At 74.3% G+C, this 17,563-nt stretch carries 21 protein-coding genes; 9 read left to right on the forward strand and 12 right to left on the reverse strand.

What is annotated here, in order from left to right; all coding sequences use genetic code 11:
* Window positions 1–22: 22 nt before the first annotated feature.
* The gene (locus AQJ11_RS09410) at window positions 23–979 is read right to left on the reverse strand and encodes a GlxA family transcriptional regulator (protein WP_059262557.1); all 957 of its coding nucleotides are present in this window, start codon (window positions 977–979) and stop codon (window positions 23–25) included.
* Window positions 980–1,050: 71 nt separating this feature from the next.
* Between AQJ11_RS09410 and AQJ11_RS09415 the strand changes: the two genes are divergently transcribed.
* The 3 genes from AQJ11_RS09415 (at window position 1,051) to AQJ11_RS09425 (ending at window position 3,280) form a co-directional block, all read left to right on the forward strand.
* A complete protein-coding gene (locus AQJ11_RS09415; RefSeq protein WP_175252334.1) occupies window positions 1,051–2,001 on the forward strand; it encodes an NADP-dependent oxidoreductase in 951 nt (316 codons plus the stop codon).
* Between the two features lie 127 nt (window positions 2,002–2,128).
* Complete coding sequence (locus AQJ11_RS09420; RefSeq protein WP_014676622.1) at window positions 2,129–2,509, forward strand: anti-sigma factor antagonist; 381 nt, start codon at window positions 2,129–2,131, stop codon at window positions 2,507–2,509.
* Between the two features lie 120 nt (window positions 2,510–2,629).
* Window positions 2,630–3,280 carry a DUF4230 domain-containing protein gene (locus AQJ11_RS09425; protein ID WP_175252333.1) on the forward strand — a complete coding sequence of 217 codons (651 nt, stop codon included), beginning with the start codon at window positions 2,630–2,632 and terminating at the stop codon, window positions 3,278–3,280.
* On the opposite strand, the gene AQJ11_RS09430 is transcribed toward AQJ11_RS09425, so the two are convergent.
* The 6 genes from AQJ11_RS09430 to AQJ11_RS09455 form a co-directional block, all read right to left on the reverse strand.
* Window positions 3,281–5,050 (reverse strand): complex I subunit 5 family protein, encoded by a 1,770-nt coding sequence (locus tag AQJ11_RS09430; protein WP_059262559.1) that lies wholly within the window; start codon window positions 5,048–5,050, stop codon window positions 3,281–3,283.
* Window positions 5,050–5,397: a sodium:proton antiporter gene (locus AQJ11_RS09435; RefSeq protein WP_058083166.1), complete on the reverse strand. Its 348-nt coding sequence runs from the start codon at window positions 5,395–5,397 to the stop codon at window positions 5,050–5,052. The genes AQJ11_RS09430 and AQJ11_RS09435 overlap by 1 nt, the downstream gene beginning before the upstream one ends.
* Window positions 5,397–6,143, reverse strand: coding sequence for an MnhB domain-containing protein (locus AQJ11_RS09440; protein WP_059262562.1), 747 nt, complete (start codon window positions 6,141–6,143; stop codon window positions 5,397–5,399). The genes AQJ11_RS09435 and AQJ11_RS09440 overlap by 1 nt, the downstream gene beginning before the upstream one ends.
* Window positions 6,140–6,400, reverse strand: coding sequence for a Na(+)/H(+) antiporter subunit B (locus AQJ11_RS09445; protein WP_014676617.1), 261 nt, complete (start codon window positions 6,398–6,400; stop codon window positions 6,140–6,142). Before AQJ11_RS09445 ends, AQJ11_RS09440 begins: the two co-directional genes overlap by 4 nt.
* 81 nt (window positions 6,401–6,481) lie before the next feature.
* Complete coding sequence (locus AQJ11_RS09450; RefSeq protein WP_059262564.1) at window positions 6,482–6,934, reverse strand: MrpF/PhaF family protein; 453 nt, start codon at window positions 6,932–6,934, stop codon at window positions 6,482–6,484.
* A complete protein-coding gene (locus AQJ11_RS09455; RefSeq protein WP_059262566.1) occupies window positions 6,931–7,125 on the reverse strand; it encodes a hypothetical protein in 195 nt (64 codons plus the stop codon). Before AQJ11_RS09455 ends, AQJ11_RS09450 begins: the two co-directional genes overlap by 4 nt.
* A gap of 220 nt (window positions 7,126–7,345) precedes the next feature.
* Here AQJ11_RS09455 and AQJ11_RS09460 point away from each other — a divergent pair, with 220 nt between their 5' ends.
* Complete coding sequence (locus tag AQJ11_RS09460) at window positions 7,346–8,050, forward strand: VanZ family protein (protein ID WP_059262568.1); 705 nt, start codon at window positions 7,346–7,348, stop codon at window positions 8,048–8,050.
* Between the two features lie 98 nt (window positions 8,051–8,148).
* Complete coding sequence (locus AQJ11_RS09465) at window positions 8,149–9,378, forward strand: glycoside hydrolase family 16 protein (protein WP_059262569.1); 1,230 nt, start codon at window positions 8,149–8,151, stop codon at window positions 9,376–9,378.
* An 18-nt stretch (window positions 9,379–9,396) separates the two neighbouring features.
* On the opposite strand, the gene AQJ11_RS09470 is transcribed toward AQJ11_RS09465, so the two are convergent.
* The 3 genes from AQJ11_RS09470 to AQJ11_RS09480 are packed head-to-tail and all read right to left on the reverse strand — an operon-like array spanning window position 9,397 to window position 11,549.
* Window positions 9,397–9,642, reverse strand: a complete 246-nt coding sequence (locus AQJ11_RS09470; protein WP_014676612.1) for a hypothetical protein — start codon at window positions 9,640–9,642, stop codon at window positions 9,397–9,399.
* 35 nt (window positions 9,643–9,677) lie between these two features.
* Entirely contained in the window at window positions 9,678–10,703 is a 1,026-nt protein-coding gene (locus AQJ11_RS09475) for a DNA topoisomerase IB (protein ID WP_059262571.1), read from the reverse strand.
* 42 nt (window positions 10,704–10,745) lie between these two features.
* Window positions 10,746–11,549, reverse strand: coding sequence for an SDR family oxidoreductase (locus tag AQJ11_RS09480; RefSeq protein ID WP_014676610.1), 804 nt, complete (start codon window positions 11,547–11,549; stop codon window positions 10,746–10,748).
* A gap of 165 nt (window positions 11,550–11,714) precedes the next feature.
* Here AQJ11_RS09480 and AQJ11_RS09485 point away from each other — a divergent pair, with 165 nt between their 5' ends.
* The 4 genes from AQJ11_RS09485 (at window position 11,715) to AQJ11_RS49160 (ending at window position 15,143) form a co-directional block, all read left to right on the forward strand.
* Window positions 11,715–12,782, forward strand: coding sequence for a PHP domain-containing protein (locus AQJ11_RS09485; RefSeq protein ID WP_058083158.1), 1,068 nt, complete (start codon window positions 11,715–11,717; stop codon window positions 12,780–12,782).
* A gap of 56 nt (window positions 12,783–12,838) precedes the next feature.
* Entirely contained in the window at window positions 12,839–13,495 is a 657-nt protein-coding gene (locus AQJ11_RS09490) for an HAD family hydrolase (RefSeq protein ID WP_014676608.1), read from the forward strand.
* Between the two features lie 334 nt (window positions 13,496–13,829).
* On the forward strand, window positions 13,830–14,861 hold the full coding sequence (locus AQJ11_RS09495; RefSeq protein ID WP_059262573.1) for an SDR family oxidoreductase: 1,032 nt from the start codon (window positions 13,830–13,832) through the stop codon (window positions 14,859–14,861).
* A gap of 45 nt (window positions 14,862–14,906) precedes the next feature.
* Window positions 14,907–15,143 (forward strand): hypothetical protein, encoded by a 237-nt coding sequence (locus tag AQJ11_RS49160; RefSeq protein WP_041665605.1) that lies wholly within the window; start codon window positions 14,907–14,909, stop codon window positions 15,141–15,143.
* 66 nt (window positions 15,144–15,209) lie between these two features.
* On the opposite strand, the gene AQJ11_RS09500 is transcribed toward AQJ11_RS49160, so the two are convergent.
* Both AQJ11_RS09500 and AQJ11_RS09505 read right to left on the reverse strand, forming a co-directional pair.
* Window positions 15,210–16,499, reverse strand: coding sequence for an ROK family transcriptional regulator (locus AQJ11_RS09500; protein ID WP_058083156.1), 1,290 nt, complete (start codon window positions 16,497–16,499; stop codon window positions 15,210–15,212).
* Window positions 16,500–16,585: 86 nt separating this feature from the next.
* Window positions 16,586–17,563, reverse strand: coding sequence for a phosphotransferase family protein (locus tag AQJ11_RS09505; RefSeq protein WP_059262575.1), 978 nt, complete (start codon window positions 17,561–17,563; stop codon window positions 16,586–16,588).

The following is a 17,563-nucleotide window of genomic DNA, read 5'->3' on the forward strand; positions in this document are numbered from 1 at the left end:
ACGCCGGAGCCGGACGGAACGTTCAGCGGGCCCGCTGGAAGGTCCTGCGGTAGGCCTGCGGGGACACCCCGATCGCCGCGTGCAGGTGCTGGCGCAGCGAGGCACCGGTGGCGAAGCCCACCTCGGTGGCGATCCGGTCCACCGGCAGGTCGCTGACCTCCAGCAGGTGCCGGGCGCGGGCCACCCGCTGCTGGATCAGCCAGCGGCCGGGGCTGAGGCCGACCTCGTCGCTGAAGCGGCGGGCGAAGGTGCGCAGGCTCATCCGGGCGTGCCCGGCGAGGTCCGCCAGGGTGAGCGGTTGGTCCAGCCGCTCCAGCGCCCAGGCGCGGGTCGCGGCCGTGCCGGCGGCGCCGCTCTCGGGGACCGGCTGCTCGATGTACTGGGCCTGGCCGCCGTCCCGGAACGGGGGCACGACACAGCGGCGGGCGACGGCGTTCGCCAGTTCGCTGCCGTGGTCGGTGCGGACGATGTGCAGGCAGATGTCGACGCCGGAGGCCGCGCCGGCGGAGGTGAGGATGCGGCCGTCGTCGACGAAGAGGACGTCCGGGTCGAGGTCGACCCGGGGGTAGCGGCGGCGGAACAGGTCGGCCACCTGCCAGTGGGTGGTCGCCCGGCGGCCGTCGAGCAGTCCGGCCTCGGCGAGGACGAAGGCGGCCGTGCAGATGGAGACGATCCGGGCGTCCGGGCGGATCCGGTCGAGCGCGGCGGCGACCTCCGCCGGCAGCCCCCTGGGGATGTGGGCGGGCGCCATGGAGGCGACGACCACCGTGTCGGCCGTCTCCAGGATCTCGGGGCCGTGGGCGACACCGACGGTGAAGTCGGCGTTGGTGCGCACCGGGCGGCCGTCGACCGTACAGGTGAACACCTCGTAGTGACCGTCGGCCGCGCCGAAGATGCGGCTGGGGATGCCCAGCTCGAAGGGGTAGACGCCGTCGAGGGCCAGGACGACCACGCGTTCGGGACTCGGTGTGCCACGCATGGCACGATCCTATCGAAGGTTGGCATTCATGCCATTTCCCGGCCGGGCGCGCTTCGGCAGGCTGGGTGACCATGAGCGATGTGAACACGATGCGAGCCATCAGCCAGGACGTTCTCGGCGGTCCCGAGGTCCTGAGGGAAGTGCGGGTCGAGCGGCCGAAGCCGCGTCCGAACGAGGTGCTGGTCCGGGTGCGGGCCGCCGGGGTGAACCCCACCGACTGGAAGCACCGGGCCACCGGCGGGTTCCTGGGCCGGCCCCCGTTCGTGCTCGGCTGGGACGTCTCCGGCGAGGTCGCGGAGACCGGGATCGGCGTGGCCGCGTTCCGGCCCGGCGACGAGGTCTTCGGCATGCTGCCCTACCCCTTCGGCCACGGCTCGCACGCCGAGTACGTCATCGCCCCGGTCCGGGCCCTGGTGCACAAGCCGGCCTCCCTCGACCACGTGCAGGCGGGCGCGCTGCCGCTGGTGTCCCTGACCGCCTGGCAGGCGCTGACCGAGCACGCGGACGTCCGCCCGGGGCAGCGGGTGCTGATCCACGCGGCGGCCGGCGGGGTCGGCCATGTGGCCGTGCAGATCGCCAAGGCGCGCGGGGCGTACGTGATCGGGACGGCCAGCGCGGGCAAGCACGGCTTCCTGCGGGAGATCGGCGTGGACGAGCCGGTCGACTACCACACGACGGACGTCACGGAGACGGTGCGGGACGTCGACGTCGTCCTGGACACCCTGGGCGGTGAGACCTCCGTGCGCTCGCTGCGGGTGCTGCGGCCGGGCGGTGTCGTGGTGTCGATCCTGCCGGTGGGCTCCGCGGAGTTCCACGAGGAGGCCGAGCGGCTCGGGGTGCGGGCGGTGCGGATGCTGGTCGACGCCGACCGGGCCGGGATGCGGGCGGTCGCGGAGCTCGCGGAGTCCGGCCGGCTGAAGGCGACGATCGCCGGGACGTTCCCGCTGGCCGACGCGGCGAAGGCGCACGAGCTGGGCGACACCGGGCGGACGACGGGCAAGCTGGTGCTGCTGGCGGACTGAGCGCGGCACGTCGACACGCCGCAAACTCGAAGACATATGTCAATCGAACATGCTCAAATTCCTTCCATCGAGGGTAACTTGACGATCGGGAAACGACGTCCGGGCGCGGGTGGGAGGTGGTGGCGAGGTGCGAGACGAACCCGTACCTCTCCCCCGGCAACTGGGCATGTACGCGTACCGCGGGCACACGGTGCTGGAGTTCCGGGGTGAGATCGACATCGTCTCGGCGACGGAGATCGGCCCGTTCGTCGACCGGGCCACCGACCGGCCCGGGGCGCGGGTCGTGATCGACCTGCGGCCCGCGGAGTTCTTCGACGGCTCGGGGCTGCGGCTGCTGTACCGGGCGCGCCTGCGGGTGCTGGAGCGCGGCGGGCAGTTGCACCTCGTGTGCACGCACCCGCTGACGCTGCGCGTCTTCCGGGTCACCGGTCTGGCCCGGCTGCTGCCGCCGCAGCCGAGCCTGGACGCGGCCCTGGCCCGCTCCGGGGCCGCGTCCGGCCCACTGTGACACCGGCCGGCCGCGTCGCCGCCGGCCTTCGCGCCTGCGTCATGTGTGCATTTCGGCCGACGCACCGGTCTGCTCCGGCTGTTGACGGGCATGCGGTCAACAGGAAGGAGGACCGTCGCGATGACGACTTCCGTGAGGCGCCTGCCGGGGTGGGCCAAGGCCGTGGCGGCGCTCGTGCTGGTGCTCGCCGTACTGTTCGCCGGCATCCGGCTGGCCGTACTGCCCGGCATCAAGGACCTGTTCGGCACCGAGACCCATGACCGCTCCGGCCCGGCTCTCCTCAAGTCCATCCAGGACATGAGCCGTTACGACGCGGCGTCGGGCAACTTCCAGGTCGTCGTGGACCTGGACAAGGACGCGAAGTTCCTGCCCGACGCCATCCGCGGCACCCGCACCCTGTACGTCGGCGCGGGCACCGTGGACGCCTACGTCGACCTGGGCCGGGTCGGCGAGAAGGACGTGACGGTCGACGACGACCGTACGTCCGCCACCATCCGGCTGCCGCACGCGCGGCTCGGCAGGCCGGCCCTCGACCCCGACCACTCCTACGCCGTGTCCAAGCAGCGCGGGCTGCTGGACCGGCTCGGTGACCTGTTCTCCGACAACCCCAACAGCGAGCAGGCCGTGCAGCAGCTCGCCGTCCGGCACATCGGGGACGCGGCGCGCACCAGCGGGCTGACCGCCCGGGCCGAGCGCAACACCACCGGCATGCTCCAGGGCCTGCTGCGCTCCCTCGGCTTCACGGAGGTGCGCATCGCGTACGGCACCTGATCAGGAACCGAGGATCCCCGGCAGGGCCAGCGCCCCCAGCACGGTCGCGCCCACCAGCAGCCAGGCCACGTAGTCGCCCACGTGCCCCGACTGGAGGCGCCTGAGGGGTGCGGCCCAGCCGGGCGCGGCCACCCAGCTCGGGCGGCTGACCGCGAGCCCGGCCAGCGCCAGGGCCAGCAGGGCGGAGGCCACGCCCAGCAGGACGCCGGGCGGGGTCCAGTGCGCGGGGGCGTGGGCGCCGCCCGAGCCGGCCTCGTTCACGGAGCGGGCGACCAGGGCGCCGAAGCCGGGGGCCACCCCGACGGCGAAGGCGGCGGCGAGAAGCACGGCGGGCACGATCGTCATGGTGTCCGGGATCCGGCGCAGCGGTCCGGACGTCTCGGGTTCCTCGTCGGAGCCGCTGGTCTCGTATTCCGCGTCCTCGGGGCGCGGTCCGAGGCCCAGGAAGACGCGGGCGGTGACCCGCAGGACCGCGCCGGCGGTGATCGCGGAGGCCGCCACGTACACCACGGTGAACGGGGCGCCGACCGCCTCCTCGGCGATCGCCTTGCCCAGCGCCGTACCGAACGGCGGCAGGCCGGCCAGGCCGAGGCCGCCGACGGCGAACATCACGGCGGTGGCGCGCAGCTGCCCCCGGGCCCGGCCGTGCAGCGCGTGTTCGTCGACGCTGCCGAACCGGTCCAGCAGGACGCCCGCGCAGGCGAACAGCGCGGCCTTCACGCCGGCGTGGCCGAGGAGGTACAGGGCGACCCCGTCGTCGCCCTCGGGGGTGAGGACGCCCAGGCCGACGAGGAACAGGCCGGTGTGGGCGACGGTGGAGTAGGCGAGGAGCCGTTTGATGTGCCGCTGGTACCAGCACATGACGGCGCCGGTCACGGCCGTGAGGGCGCCGAGCGTCACCAGGGCGCGGGTCAGGTCGGCGGCGGGGATGCCGCCGGGCCCGGCGAAGACGGTGCCGTACACCCGCCACACGCCGTAGGCGCCGAGTTCCACCATGACGCCGGACAGGAGCATGCAGACCGGGGTGGGGGCGACGGCGTGCGCGTCCGGGAGCCAGAAGTGGAACGGCACGGCCGCCGCCTTCACCAGCAGCCCGGTCAGCACCAGCACGAAGGAGGCGAGGACCAGCGCGTCCGGCCCGCCCGGCCCGGCGGCGGCGTCGAGCCCGCGCCCGATCTTCGCCATGGCCAGTTCGCCGGTACGGGCGTACAGCAGGGCGATGCCCATCAGCATCGCGTACGCCCCCAGGGAGTTGACGATCCCGAAGGTCAGGGCGCCCTGTACGGCCTTGGCCTCGTCGATGCGGTAGCCGGTCAGGGCGTAGGCGACCACGCTCATCAGCTCGAAGAACACGAACGCGTTGAACAGGTCGCCCGCGACGGCGAAGCCGCACATGGCTCCCTGGAAGACCAGCATCAGCGCGGTGAAGGAGCCGGTGCGGTCGCGCGGGGGCTCGTCGAAGTAGCGCCAGGAGTAGGCGAGCGCGGCCAGGGTGAGCAGGGAGGCCAGGGCGGCCATGCCGAGCGCCGGGCCGTCCCCGAGCACGAGGATGCCGACGCTCTCGCCGTCGACGGGCAGCCAGCCGCCGACCCACTCGACCATCGGCGGGGCGGAGTTCAGCAGCAGGACGAGCGCGAGGGCGGCCGTGCTTCCGGAGACGGCGAATCCGGTCAGTTCGGCGGCGGCCCGGGGCAGATGGCGGCCCGTGGCCACCAGCAGGGCGGCGCCGAACAGCGGGATCGCGACGAGCAGCGGGATCAGGTGGTGCATCAGCCGCGCAGCTCCCGCAGTTCGTCGGGGTCGACCGTGCCGTGCCGTTTGGCGATCTGGAGGACGAGGGCGAGCAGCAGCGCGGTGACGGTGGCGCCGACGACGATGTCGGTGAGGGTGAGGGCCTGCACGACCGGGTCGACCACCGGCCGGGAGCCGGGCCTCATGTCGGAGAAGACGGGTGCGGTGCCGCCGTCGCGGTAGCCGACCGCCAGTAGCAGGACGTAGGTGGCGGACTGGCAGACCGCGAGGCAGCCGACGGCGTGGATGAGGTTCCGGCTGGTGGCGAGGCCGTAGCAGCCGGTCAGGAAGATGTAGGCGGCGACCAGGTACGGCAGGACGTGCATCACGGTGTTCCCCTCCCGTGCTCTTCCTCGATCTCGACGGCCTGGTCGAGGAAGTGGGCGAGCAGGACGACGACCGCGCTCGCCACCTCCATGCCGATGGCCGCGTTCAGCAGGGGGACGGTGCCGCCGGAGGACAGCGTGTTGAACGTGCCGTACGGCAGCAGGGTGTTGGCCAGGAACGCGGTGCCGGCGAGGATTCCGGCGGCGCCGAGCACGAGGTAGGAGGAGACGGCGAGCGCGTCGGTGGTCTCGTAGACGCCGAGCGGGCGGACGCGTTCCAGCGCGTGGTAGTCGGCGCCCAGGTAGAGCAGGTGCAGGGCGGTCGCGGCGACGACCCCGCCCTGGAAGCCGCCGCCGGGGCTGAGCTGGCCGTGGGCGATGACGTACAGGCCGGTGACCAGGGCGACGGGCAGCGCGAGCAGGGCGTAGCGGCGGACCGGACGGGCCACGTCGGCGGGTACGGGCCGGGCCCGGTGCTCGTCGCGGGCCTCGCGCAGCAGCACCACGCAGCCGAGGACGGCGGCGAACAGGATGCTCATCTCGCCGAGGGTGTCGTAGGCGCGCTGGTCGAAGTTGACGGAGGCGATGGTGTTGGCGGTGTGCCGGGAGAGGGCGGCGTGCACGGCGCGGTCGCCGTACGGGTGACGGGACCCGCCGAAGCCGGGCAGGTCGAGGCAGGCCGCGACGAGCAGGGCGGCCAGGCCCGCGCCGCCGGCGGCCAGCAGCCACAGCCGCAGCCGGTTCACCCGTCCTCCTCCTCGGAGCGGCCCCGGCGTCTGACCTTGCGCACCGACAGCATGATCAGCAGGGGGGTGAGCGCGGAGCCGACGGCGAGCTGGGACAGGCCGACGTCCGGGGCCTGGAGCACGGTGAACAGCGCGGCCAGCATGACGCCCAGGAAGGACAGCACGAGCGCCTGGCGGGCGGGGTCGCGCTGGGCCACGGCCGCGGTGGCGGCTCCGGCCACGAGCAGCAGCACGACGACGATCAGGGCGTCGGACACACGGCACCCGCCTTCCACGTTCCGGCGGGCACGCGCCCGCCCCACGGGGCGTACCGGCGACCGGCCGCACCCGGCGTCCCGTCAGCCACCCCGCACCCCCCGGTACCCGCCCGCCAGGGCGCGGGAGGCGATCACGTTGCCGCTGATCAGCAGGGCGCCGATCACCAGGAGCTTCACCGTCGCCCGGCCCGGGTCGCCGGCCACGCACAGGGCGAGCACGACCGCCGCGCCCAGGGCCGCCGCCGTCCAGGTCAGGGTCCACGCGCCCGGGCGTTCCCCGGCCAGGTCGTCGGAGAGCAGCCGGGCGAAGACGAGCGTGCCGACCGGGCCGAGCAGGGCCAGCAGCAGGGCGAGGTCGACGTAGGAGGGGCGGCCGTAGCCCTGGGCGAGGAGCAGCAGGGCCGGGCAGACGGCGGAGGTGGTGAGGTTCTGGGCGATGACCCGGCGGGCCGGCGGGCCGGTGGACACGCCCCACAGGGCCGCCGCTCCTCCCCCGCCCAGCTCGACGGTCGCCGCGAGGATCCAGCCGTTCACCGCCAGCTCACCGCCCGCCGGCCGGTCCGGGCGAGGACCGCGCCCACGGCGGCACAGCCCGCGCCGACGACGCGTTCCAGGGTGTCGACGGTGCTGATCAGCACCAGCCACAGCAGTGCCAGCACCGCCCACCAGGCGAGGAGTTCACCGGCGGCGAGGAGGGCCGCCCGGGGTGCCGTACGACGGGTCACGCAGCACCTCCTGGGTCCGCTGTGCTCGGATACGCGGCGATGTGTCCGCAATGCCGCTGGGGGCATCCAAGCACCGCCGGACCCGGGCGGGAGCGGCGGCACGCGGGTCCGCATCCGGAGTGCCCCCCAGGCGTGAACGGAAACCACGGGTGCGGGCCGGACGGCGGGCATCCTGGGCCGCGGTGCGGGTAACCGACGTTCGGACCGCGGAAGTTGACGAGTGGAGGAGCACATGGCCCGTACCGTGCCGCGCCTGCCGGAGATCCTGCGACCCGCCCGGAAACGGCAGCCGGCCGAGGAGGTCCGCCCCGCCCGGGAGCGGCAGCCGGCCGAGGAGGCGCGCCCCCGGTCCGCCCGGACGTGGTGGCCGGTCGAGAAGCTGCGCCCCCGGTCCGCCGCCCGGCGGCGCCCGGCCGCGGACACCCGCGGTCGTCCCGCCGAGGAAGGCCGCCCCCGGCACGTGTGGCCGCTGCCCGTCCGGCTGCTGGCGATCCTCGTCGCCTTCGCGTGCATGGTCGCGTTCGCCGTCGCCCTGGCCCGCATCACCCTCCAGCCGTCGCCCGCGTCGGTGCCGCTGACGCACAGCAACCTGCACCCGGGCCGCTCGCTCCAGGCCTATCTGGAGCAGGCGTCGCTGCGGGACGCGCTCCGGCAGCTCGGCGGCAACGTGCTGCTCGGCGTGCCGTTCGGGGTGCTGGTGCCGGTCCTCGCGCCGCGTGCCCGGGGTGTGCTCCAGGTGCTCGCACTGACGGCCCTCGTGATGCTGATGGTGGAGCTGGTCCAGGGGGCGCTGGTCACCGGGCGGGCCTTCGACATCGACGACGTCATCCTCAACACGGCCGGGGCACTGCTGGGTTGGCTGCTGCTGGGGCGGCGGCTCGGGCGGGGGGTGCACCGGCGCGTGCGTGAGCCGGCCGCCGACTGATCGTCAGCGACAGGTCCGTACCAGAGTATTGACGGCCCCTTATCTCACTCCTTAAATCAAGAGGCGCACCGCTCACACCCCCACATGAACGGAGAGCCATGGCCTCCCCACGCCTGCTCCGCAGATGTCTCCTGGCCGCCCTGTCCGCGGCACTGATCGGCTCGGCCGCCGTAGGCCCGGCGCGGGCCGACGCCGCCCCCACGGCGGCGGCCGTCACCACCTTCTCCGACACCTTCGACGGGCCCGCGGGCGCCGCGGTCGACTCCTCGAAGTGGACCCTGGAGACCGGCGACAACGTCAACAACCACGAGCGGCAGTACTACACCTCGGGCACGAAGAACGCGGCCCTCGACGGCCAGGGCCACCTGGTGATCACGGCCCGCAAGGAGAACCCGGCCGGCTACCAGTGCTGGTACGGCAGCTGCCAGTACACCTCGGCCCGGCTGAACACGGCCGGGAAGTTCAACGCCCAGTACGGCCATGTGGAGGCGCGGATGAAGATCCCGCGCGGCCAGGGCATGTGGCCCGCCTTCTGGATGCTCGGCACGCCGGTGAACTGGCCGGACTCGGGTGAGATCGACGTCATGGAGAACGTCGGCTTCGAACCCTCGACCGTGCACGGCACCATCCACGGCCCCGGCTACTCCGGCTCGGGCGGCATAGGCGCGGGCTACTCGCTGCCGAACGGGCAGGCCTTCGCGGACGCCTTCCACACCTTCGCCGTCGACTGGGCACCTGACTCGATCACCTGGTCGGTGGACGGCAACGTCTACCAGCGGCGCACCCCGGCCGACCTGGGCGGGAAGACCTGGGTGTTCAACAAGCCGTTCTTCCTGATCCTGAACCTCGCGGTCGGCGGCTACTGGCCGGGCGACCCCGACGGCTCCACGCAGTTCCCGCAGACGCTGCTGGTGGACTCGGTGTCGGTGACGACGAGCGACAGCGCCGCCGGTGTGCCGATCCGGGGCCTGGCGGGCAAGTGCGTGGACGTGGCCGGCGCCAACCCCGCGAACGGCACCCCGGTCCAGCTCTACGACTGCAACGGCAGCGCCGCCCAGGCGTGGACGGTGGGCTCGGACGGCACGCTCCGCGCGCTCGGCAAGTGCCTGGACGTCAGCGGCGGCGGCACCGCCGACGGCACGCCCGTCCAGCTCTACGACTGCAACGGCAGTGCCGCCCAGAAGTGGGCCCTCCCGGCGGCCCGCGACATCGTCAACCCGCAGGCGAACAAGTGCCTCGACGTCACCGGCAACAACTCGGCCAACGGGACGCGGTTGCAGATCTGGACCTGCACGGGCGCCGCCAACCAGAAGTGGACGGTCGGCTGAGCCTGCCCCGCCGACCGGTCAGTGCAGCGTCCAGGTGTACTTGTCGCCGCCCACCCAGCGGACCGCGTCCGGGTCGTCCAGGTCGTGGATGGGGATGCCGTAGGAGGCGGCCGTCTCCAGCACGTCCGTGATGGTCCTGGCCTCACCGACCACCTGACCGTCGATCTCCATGATCCGGAAGGGCGGCTCGCCGTGCCGGCCCGGGCACACCCCGAGGACCAGGATCCGCGGGCGGGAGATGTGGGGAGCTGCTTGTTCGGTCATGCAATCGAGGGTAGAACGCAACCCGCGCCGACGGGTCACCCGCCGGAGCCGTCGAGGAGATCGAGTACGGCCGCCTCGACGGCTCCCTGCGTGGCCGGACGCCCGAACTCCCCGTGTTCGCCCAGCCGGGTGAGCACGGGGGCGACGGTGACGCCTTGCTCGAACAGCTCGAAGACCTTCGGGTCGATGTACGACGTCCGGCACACCGCGGGCGTGTTGCCCAGGTAGTGGCTGACCTCGCGGACGGCCCGGGCGATCTGCCGGCGCCGGGCGGCCTCGGTCGCCCGGGCGCCCCGCGCGGTCACGGAGACCGCCACGGCGGCCAGCACGGTGGCGTGCCAGGTGCGGAAGTCCTTGGCGGTGACGTCGGTGCCGGACAGCCGGCGCAGGGCCTCGTTGAGGTCGTCGCCGCGCAGGTCGTGCCAGGCACCGCGGTCCCAGTAGGCGAGGAAGCGGTCGCCGCCGCGCGGGCGGCGCAGCAGGGACCGGGCGACCGCGTGCACCTGCTCGTCGACGAGGGCGCGGACCATCTCGACGCCGCCCTTGGCCGGGTAGCCGAAGCTGATCTCGCCGCGTGCGCAGCCGACGTGCTCGCGGAGCATGGTCGTCAGGCCGTAGGTCTCGCTGGCGCGGGTGTGCCGGTCGCTGCCGATGCGGAAGAAGCCGAGGTCGAGCAGGCGGACCGCGCAGGCGGTGACCCTCTCCCGGCTCAGCCCCCGCCCGGCGAGGTCCAGCGCCACCTTGGCGCGCAACTCGGGCAGGGCCCGCGCCACCTGCCGTACGTGCTCGTGCTTGGCCTTGTCCTGCTCGGCCCGGAACCGCTCGTGGTACAGGTACTGCCGGCGTCCGGCGTCGTCGGTGCCGACGGCCTGGAGGTGGCCGTTGGGCCAGGGGCAGATCCACACGTCGCGCCAGGCGGGCGGGATGGTCAGGGCGCGGACGCGGGCGAGCTGCCCGGGGTCGGTCAGGGGCTCGCCGGCGGCGTCGACGTAGCGGAAGCCCCGGCCGCGGCGGACGCGCGTGTAGCCGGGACCGTCGGGCGAACTGGTGCGCAGCCTCACCACGCCTCTCCCCCCTTGACTCGTCGCACCGTCCCCGCCGCCTCAGGGCCGGCGCCAGTCGTCGCTGGTCAGATGGGAGCCGGCCTGCGGGCCCATGCGCAGCATGCCGCCGTCGACGCTCCACGAGGCGCCGGTGACGTAGGAGGCGTCCGGGCTCGCGAGGAACGCGATCACGGCGGCGACCTCGCGGGCGTCGCCGGGCCGGCCGAGCGGCACGCCGGGACGGCGCTCGCCGCGCACGTCGGTGTCCTCCTGGCCGGTCATCGGGGTGGCGATCTCACCCGGCGCGACGGCGTTCACGGTGATGCCGTACTCGGCCAGTTCCAGGGCCATCACCTGGGTGAGCAGGCCGAGCCCGCCCTTGGCCGCGCAGTACGGGGCCGCGCCGACCCGGGGCTGGTGCTCGTGCACGGAGGTGACGTTCACGATCCGGCCGCCGCCGCCCTGCCGGATCATGCGCCGCGCGGCCCGCTGCCCGAGCAGGAACGGGCCCACGAGGTCGACGTCCAGGACGCGGCGCACGTCCGTGAGCGTCAGGTCGAGGTAGGGGGTCATCGTGCCGGTACCGGCGTTGTTGACGAGGACGTCGATCCGGCCGAGCTCCTCGCACAGGTCGTCCACGGCGTCGGCGGCCTCGGGCAGCCGGGTCAGGTCCAGCCGGCTCACGGCGGCGCGGCGGCCGTGCGCGCGGACCTCCTCCGCCGTCTCCTCGGCGCCCTTCTCGTCCGTGTGCCAGGTGATGCCGACGTCCAGGCCCGCCTCGGCCAGCCGTACGGCGGTGGCCCGGCCGATGCCGCTGTCCGCGCCGGTCACCACGGCCGTTCGCTGCGCATCCGGTACGGACATGACGAGCCTCCTCACGGTGGGTCACAGGGACGGGTCACGCAGTACCCGGGGGCGGTGGGGACAAACGGACTCGCCATGGCGGGCGCGGATGGCCGCGGGGTGATCCACGGCCGGCCGCGCGGTTCCCCGCGCCCCTCCGGGGCGCCTGGTGCACCCTTGGTTCCCATGGACCCCGTCGCCGCCCTCGACCGGATCGCGTTCCTCCTGGAGCGGGCGCTCGCGCCCACCTACCGGGTACGGGCCTTCCGCACCGCCTCCCGGACGCTGGCCGCGCTGCCCGAGGGCGAGGTGGCCGAGCGGGCCGCCGCCGGGACGCTGGAGTCGCTGAAGGGGGTCGGACCGAAGACCGCGCAGGTGGTGCGGGAGGCGCTGGGCGGTGAAGTGCCCGGGTACCTGCGCAGGCTGGAGGAGGAGGCCGGGGCGCCGGCCGGCGCCGAGGCGGCCGGCGCCGGGCTGCGGGCGCTGATCCGCGGGGACTGCCACACGCACTCGGACTGGTCCGACGGCGGCAGCCCGATCGAGGAGATGGGGCGGGCGGCGGCCGGGCTGGGACACGAGTGGACCGTGCTCACCGACCACTCGCCGCGGCTGACCGTGGCCCGTGGGCTGTCGCCCGCGCGGCTGCGGGAGCAGTTGGCGGTGGTCGCGGAGCTGAACGCGCGCTGGGCGCCGTTCCGGCTGCTCACCGGCATCGAGTGCGACATCCTGGACGACGGCTCGCTGGACCAGGAACCGGAGCTGCTGGAGCGGCTGGACGTGGTCGTGGTGTCGGTCCACTCCAAGCTGCGGATGGACGCCCGGTCCATGACCCGGCGGATGGTCGCCGCCGTACGCGATCCGCACGCCGACGTCCTCGGGCACTGCACCGGGCGGCTGGTCACGGGCCGGGGGCGGCCCGAGTCGCAGTTCGACGCGGACGAGGTGTTCGCCGCGTGCGCCGAGTCGGGGACCGCCGTGGAGATCAACAGCCGCCCGGAACGGCTGGACCCGCCCCGGCGGCTGCTGCGCCGGGCGGTCGAGGCCGGGGTGCTGTTCTCGGTCGACACCGACGCCCACGCGCCCGGCCAGCTGGACTGGCAGATCCTCGGCTGCGCGCGGGCCGAGGAGTGCGGGGTCCCGCCCGAGCGCGTGGTGACCACCTGGTCGGCCGACGAGCTGCTGGACTGGACGCGGGAGGGGCGGCTGCCGGCACGCGTGGCGGGTTCCGGGCGTGGTACCCGTTCCGGGAGCTGATCGCGAGGACCCTGGGGCCGGCGGGACGGACCCGGGGCTGACGGAGAGGACCCGGAATGGACCGTGCCGCCGTGTTCGACGTCGACGGGACCCTCGTCGACACCAATCACCTGCACGTCGTGACCTGGTGGGAGGCGTTCCGGCAGGCGGGCCACGAGGTGCCCATGCACGCCGTGCACCGGGCCGTCGGCCTCGGCTCCGCGGACCTCGTCGCCCATCTGCTCGGCGACGACCGCGACCGGGACCAGGACGCCGCGCTGAGCGCCGCGCACACGGCGCTGTACGGCCAGTACTTCGACCGGCTCCCCGCCCTGCCGGGGGCCGGCGAGCTGCTGCGGCGGCTGCACGGGGACGGCTGGACGGTGGTCCTCGCCACCTCGGCGAGCGGTGCCGAGCTCGGTGCGCTGCGCCGGGCGATCGACGCGGACGACGCCATCGCGGCCACGGCGAGCGCGGACGACGTGCGGGAGGGCAAGCCGGCCCCGGAGCCCGTGCAGCACGCGCTGGAGCTGGCCGGGGTGCCGGCCTCGCGGGCGGTGTTCGTCGGGGACACCGTGTGGGACATGCGGGCGGGCAGCAAGGCCGGCGTGCGCTGTCTGGGCGTGCTGTGCGGCGGGATCCCCCGGGCCGACCTGGAGGAGGCGGGGGCGGAGGCGGTGTACGCGGACCCTGCGGACCTGCTGGCACGGCTGGCCGGGAGCCCGCTGGGCTGAGCGGTTCCGGTGGTGACGCACGTCACGCGGGGGGCTGGAACACCTGGGTGTGGTTGCCCGTTGAACAAGCCGTGGGTGCGGATGGGACAGTGTCCCCGGGCCTCACCTTTTGCCCACAGGGACGATCGTTCGGCTGAAGCCCTGTGGAGCGTCTCGCCGAGAGGCGACCGCCATCCGCGCCCACCACTTGACCGCCCCGGTCGTGATTCCCCCGTCACGGCCGGGGCTTCCCCATGCCGCCCCCATGCCGCCGCCGTGCCGCGTGTGCGGACGCGGCGCCCGGGTACCCGGCCGCTCGTCGCAGCCTCCGTCGTGCCGACGTAAGGAGCCGAAGGTGAGCAGCTCAGCGGGCAGCAGGATCGTCGTGACAGGCGCCACCGGCAACGTCGGGACGAGTGTGGTGCGCCTGCTCTCCGAGGACCCGGACATCAAGTCCGTGCGCGGGCTGGCCCGGCGGACGCCCGAGTGGTCGCCGCCGAAGACCGAGTGGTCCGCCGTCGACATCGCCGGGGACCGGGCGAACCTCGCCGAGCGGTTCGAGGGTGCCGACGCCGTGATCCATCTGGCCTGGGCCTTCCAGCCGACGCATGATCCGGCCACCACCTGGCGGACCAATGTGCTCGGAGGCATCCGGGTGTTCGAGGCGGTCGCCGCGGCCCGGGTGCCGGTGCTGGTGCACGCCTCCTCCGTCGGGGCGTACTCGCCGGGGCCGAAGGACCGCCCGGTGGACGAGTCCTGGCCCACGCACGGCTGGCCGGACGCCGCGTACTGCCGGGAGAAGGCCTACCTGGAGCGCACGCTGGACGTGTTCGAGCGCGACCACCCCGAGGTGCGGGTGGTCCGGATGCGGCCGGCGTTCCTGTTCAAGTGGGAGTCCGCCAGCGAGCAGCGGCGGATCTTCGGCGGGCGGTTCCTGCCCGGTCCGCTGGCCCGGCCGGACCTGCTGCCGTTCCTGCCGGACATCCCCGGCCTGCGGGTACAGGCGCTGCACACGGACGACGCCGCCGAGGCCTACCGGCTCGCGGTGCGCTCGGACAGCGCCCGGGGCGCCTTCAACCTGGCCGCCGATCCCACGCTGGACGCCGGGGTGCTCGCCGAGCTGCTGGGCTCCCGGCCGGTCCGGCTGCCGCGTACGGCGGCCCGCTCGGCCATCGCCACCGCCTGGGGGCTGCACCTGCTGCCCGCCTCGCCGCACCTGTTCGACGCCGTGCTGCGGCTGCCGCTGATGGACTGCGCGCGGGCCCGCGCCGAGCTGGGCTGGGAGCCCCGGCACACGGCGACCGAGGTGATCCAGGAGTTCCTGGACGGCCTGCGCAAGGGCGGTGGACTGGAGACCGAGCCGATGCGCGGACGGAAGGTCGGCTGAGCGCGTCCGGAGCACCGAACGAGCCGACGAGGAGCGGAGAAGACCATGACGGTGCGCAAACCTGGCTCCGGGTCCGGAGCCGAGCAACGGCCGGTACCCCGGGACATGCCCGACCAGCAGGCCCGGCCCGCCGAGGATCCGTGGGACGTGTCCCCGAGGCACGCCGCCGGCAAGGAGGCGGAGGAGGACGTCGCGCCCGACACGGACGAGGCCGGCACCGCCCCCCGGGGCGCCCCGCGGCCGGTCACGGAACACCCGACCCCGGACGAACCGTCGGCCTGACGCCCCGGCCGTGGGCCGGAGCGCGGGGCCGTGCGCCCTGCTCCCCCGGCCCGCCCGCCCCAGCCCTCAGTGCGGGGCGCGTTCCTGGAGCGCTGCCCGCCAGGCGGGCAGGCGGTCCTCGGCGGCCGGTTCCGGGCGGCGCCCGCCGCTGGCGAAGAAGTCGGCGAGCGGCAGGATCGCGGCGCCGACGGTGACCGCGTCCGGGCCCAGCCGGCCGAGGTCGATCGTCACCTTGTCGGCCGGGTGCCGCAGGGCGTACGTCGCCGCGTGCCGGCGCACGGCGGGCAGGAACCGCGTGCCGAGCTGGAGCCCGGCCCAGCCGCCGATGAGGATCCGCTCGGGCTGGAAGAGGTTGATCAGATCGGACAGGCCGGCACCCAGGTACTCGGCGGTCTCCTCCAGGACGGCCAGCGCGACCGGGTCGGCCGTACCCCCCTCGGACGGGTACGCGGCGGCGAGCATCGCGGTGAGCGCGGTCTCCTCGTCGGTGTCCTCGGGCGGCCGGCCGCCCTCCTCGCGCCAGCGGGCGAGCAGCGACTCGGCGCCCGCGTACGCCTCCAGGCAGCCGGGCGCGCCGCAGCGGCAGCGGCGCCCGCGCACCCGTACCGTCAGATGGCCCCACTCCACGGCCCGCCCGTGCTCCACCTCGGGGGTGACCAGGCAGGCGCCGACGCCGGAGCCGAAGAGCACGACGACGGCGTTGCGGGCGCCGCGCCCGGCACCGAACCACATCTCGGCCTGGCCGAGCGTCTTGGCGCCGTTGTCGATGAGGTACGGCACTGTGTCGGGGAGCTGGGAGGCCGAGCGGAGCAGTTGCTCCAGCGGGACCGCGTCCCAGCCGATGGTCTGCCCGTGCACGACGGCGCCCCGGTCCGCGGTGCGTTCCACGATGCCGGGGACGCCGACGCCGACGCCGAGCAGCCGGTCGGGGGCGGCCTGTTCGGCGGTGAGGACCTCGGCGACGCCGTCGCGGATGTGGCCGGCGATGACGTCGACGTCATAGCCCTGCGGGGTCAGCGGGCGTTCGGCGCGGGCCAGTTCCGTGAGGGCCAGGTCGAACAGCTCGACCCGGACGCGGGTCTCGCCGACGTCCACGCCGATCATCTGGCCGCTGTGCGGGGCGACGCGCAGCAGCGTGCGCGGCCGACCGCCGTCGGAGTCGACGCTGCCGGCCTCCTCGACCAGTCCGTCGGCGATCAGGTCCGCGACCACGTTGCTGACCGAGCCGGAGCTGAGTCCGGTGGCCGGGCCCAGCTCGAACCGGCTGAGCGGGCCGTCGAAGTACAGCCGCTGGAGCACCGCCGTCCGGTTGCCTCGTCTCAGGTCGCGTACCGTGCGCCCGTTGCGCGCCGCCATGTGGCTCCCTTCACGAACCCTGCCCGACCTGCAACATACCCCTTCGGACAGCCGGGGCGCGACATTCTCCCAACCCTTAGTTCACGCTATGAGCTAAGGCGGAGACAAGTGATCTCGTCCAGCGCGGCGACCAGTGCCGGCGCGACGGTCCGCCGGATCCACCGGCGCCGCTTAGCGCCGGCCGCCCGGGGAACCGTCTCGACCAGCATGATCAGGTAGAGGTAGGCGCGGTAGAGCGCGAGCCGCAGCCGCTCCAAGCGGTCGAAGCGGACGCGGCCCCCGGCGTCCCGGTAGCCGGCGAGGAAGTCCTGGTCCTTCTCGATGTCGTCCAGCAGGGCGAGGGAGACGAAGTCGGCCAGCGGGTCGCCCCAGAACATGCGCTCGCCGTCGACGAGTCCGCCGACGCGGGGTCCGGCGGGGGTGCGGTGGACCAGGATGTTGCCCGGCCACAGATCGAAGTGGACGGCGCGCGGGACGGTGACGTCCTCCAGCACGTCGTGGCCGGTGCGGAGGGTACGGGCCACCTCGTCCACGGGGCACGGCAGGTCGGCCGCGTAGTCGCGGGCGTCGGCCGGCACGGCGTCGGTCATCGCGGTGAACGCCGTCCGCCAGTCCGGGGCGAGCGGGCCGAGCGCGCCGGACGGGTAGCCGAAGCCGGGGCCGGTCACCCGGTGCAGCCGGGCCACGTGGCCGCCCAGCTCCCGGCGCAGGGCGGCCTGTTCGACGACGGTGAGGGAGTCGTCCCCGGGGATGCCCGGGCAGTGGGTCTGGAGGGTGTGCCGTGCGGCGGGGCCGCCGTCGGTGCGCACGGTGCGGGGCGCGGGGACGCCGGCCTCGGCGGCGGCGCGGCAGAACTCCTCCTCCGAGCGCAGCAGCCGGGACTCGTAGCGCAGGCCCGGCGCGTCCGGCGCGATCTTCAGCACATAGCGGCGGCCGTCGGTGAGCCGTAGCTCCTCGACGGTGTTGTAGGTGCCGCCGCCGAGCGGGCGCACCCCGCCCGGCCGGGCGGGCGGCAGGCCCGCCGCGGCCAGGACCCGCCGGGCCCGTTCCTCCGTGTCCCGCAC

This window comes from Streptomyces corchorusii (assembly GCF_001514055.1).
GTDB lineage: Bacteria > Actinomycetota > Actinomycetes > Streptomycetales > Streptomycetaceae > Streptomyces > Streptomyces olivaceoviridis.

Excerpts from the sequence above, each read along its gene's own strand:
- AQJ11_RS09480 (WP_014676610.1), bottom strand. The coding sequence starts at position 11,549 with ATGTCCGTACCGGATGCGCAGCGAACGGCCGTGGTGACCGGCGCGGAC.
- AQJ11_RS09470 (WP_014676612.1), bottom strand. The coding sequence starts at position 9,642 with ATGACCGAACAAGCAGCTCCCCACATCTCCCGCCCGCGGATCCTGGTC.
- AQJ11_RS09485 (WP_058083158.1), top strand. The coding sequence starts at position 11,715 with ATGGACCCCGTCGCCGCCCTCGACCGGATCGCGTTCCTCCTGGAGCGG.
- AQJ11_RS09435 (WP_058083166.1), bottom strand. The coding sequence starts at position 5,397 with ATGCACGTCCTGCCGTACCTGGTCGCCGCCTACATCTTCCTGACCGGC.
- AQJ11_RS09410 (WP_059262557.1), bottom strand. The coding sequence starts at position 979 with ATGCGTGGCACACCGAGTCCCGAACGCGTGGTCGTCCTGGCCCTCGAC.
- AQJ11_RS09465 (WP_059262569.1), top strand. The coding sequence starts at position 8,149 with ATGGCCTCCCCACGCCTGCTCCGCAGATGTCTCCTGGCCGCCCTGTCC.
- AQJ11_RS09430 (WP_059262559.1), bottom strand. The coding sequence starts at position 5,050 with ATGCACCACCTGATCCCGCTGCTCGTCGCGATCCCGCTGTTCGGCGCC.
- AQJ11_RS09490 (WP_014676608.1), top strand. The coding sequence starts at position 12,839 with ATGGACCGTGCCGCCGTGTTCGACGTCGACGGGACCCTCGTCGACACC.
- AQJ11_RS09415 (WP_175252334.1), top strand. The coding sequence starts at position 1,051 with ATGAGCGATGTGAACACGATGCGAGCCATCAGCCAGGACGTTCTCGGC.
- AQJ11_RS49160 (WP_041665605.1), top strand. The coding sequence starts at position 14,907 with ATGACGGTGCGCAAACCTGGCTCCGGGTCCGGAGCCGAGCAACGGCCG.
- AQJ11_RS09425 (WP_175252333.1), top strand. The coding sequence starts at position 2,630 with ATGACGACTTCCGTGAGGCGCCTGCCGGGGTGGGCCAAGGCCGTGGCG.
- AQJ11_RS09500 (WP_058083156.1), bottom strand. The coding sequence starts at position 16,499 with ATGGCGGCGCGCAACGGGCGCACGGTACGCGACCTGAGACGAGGCAAC.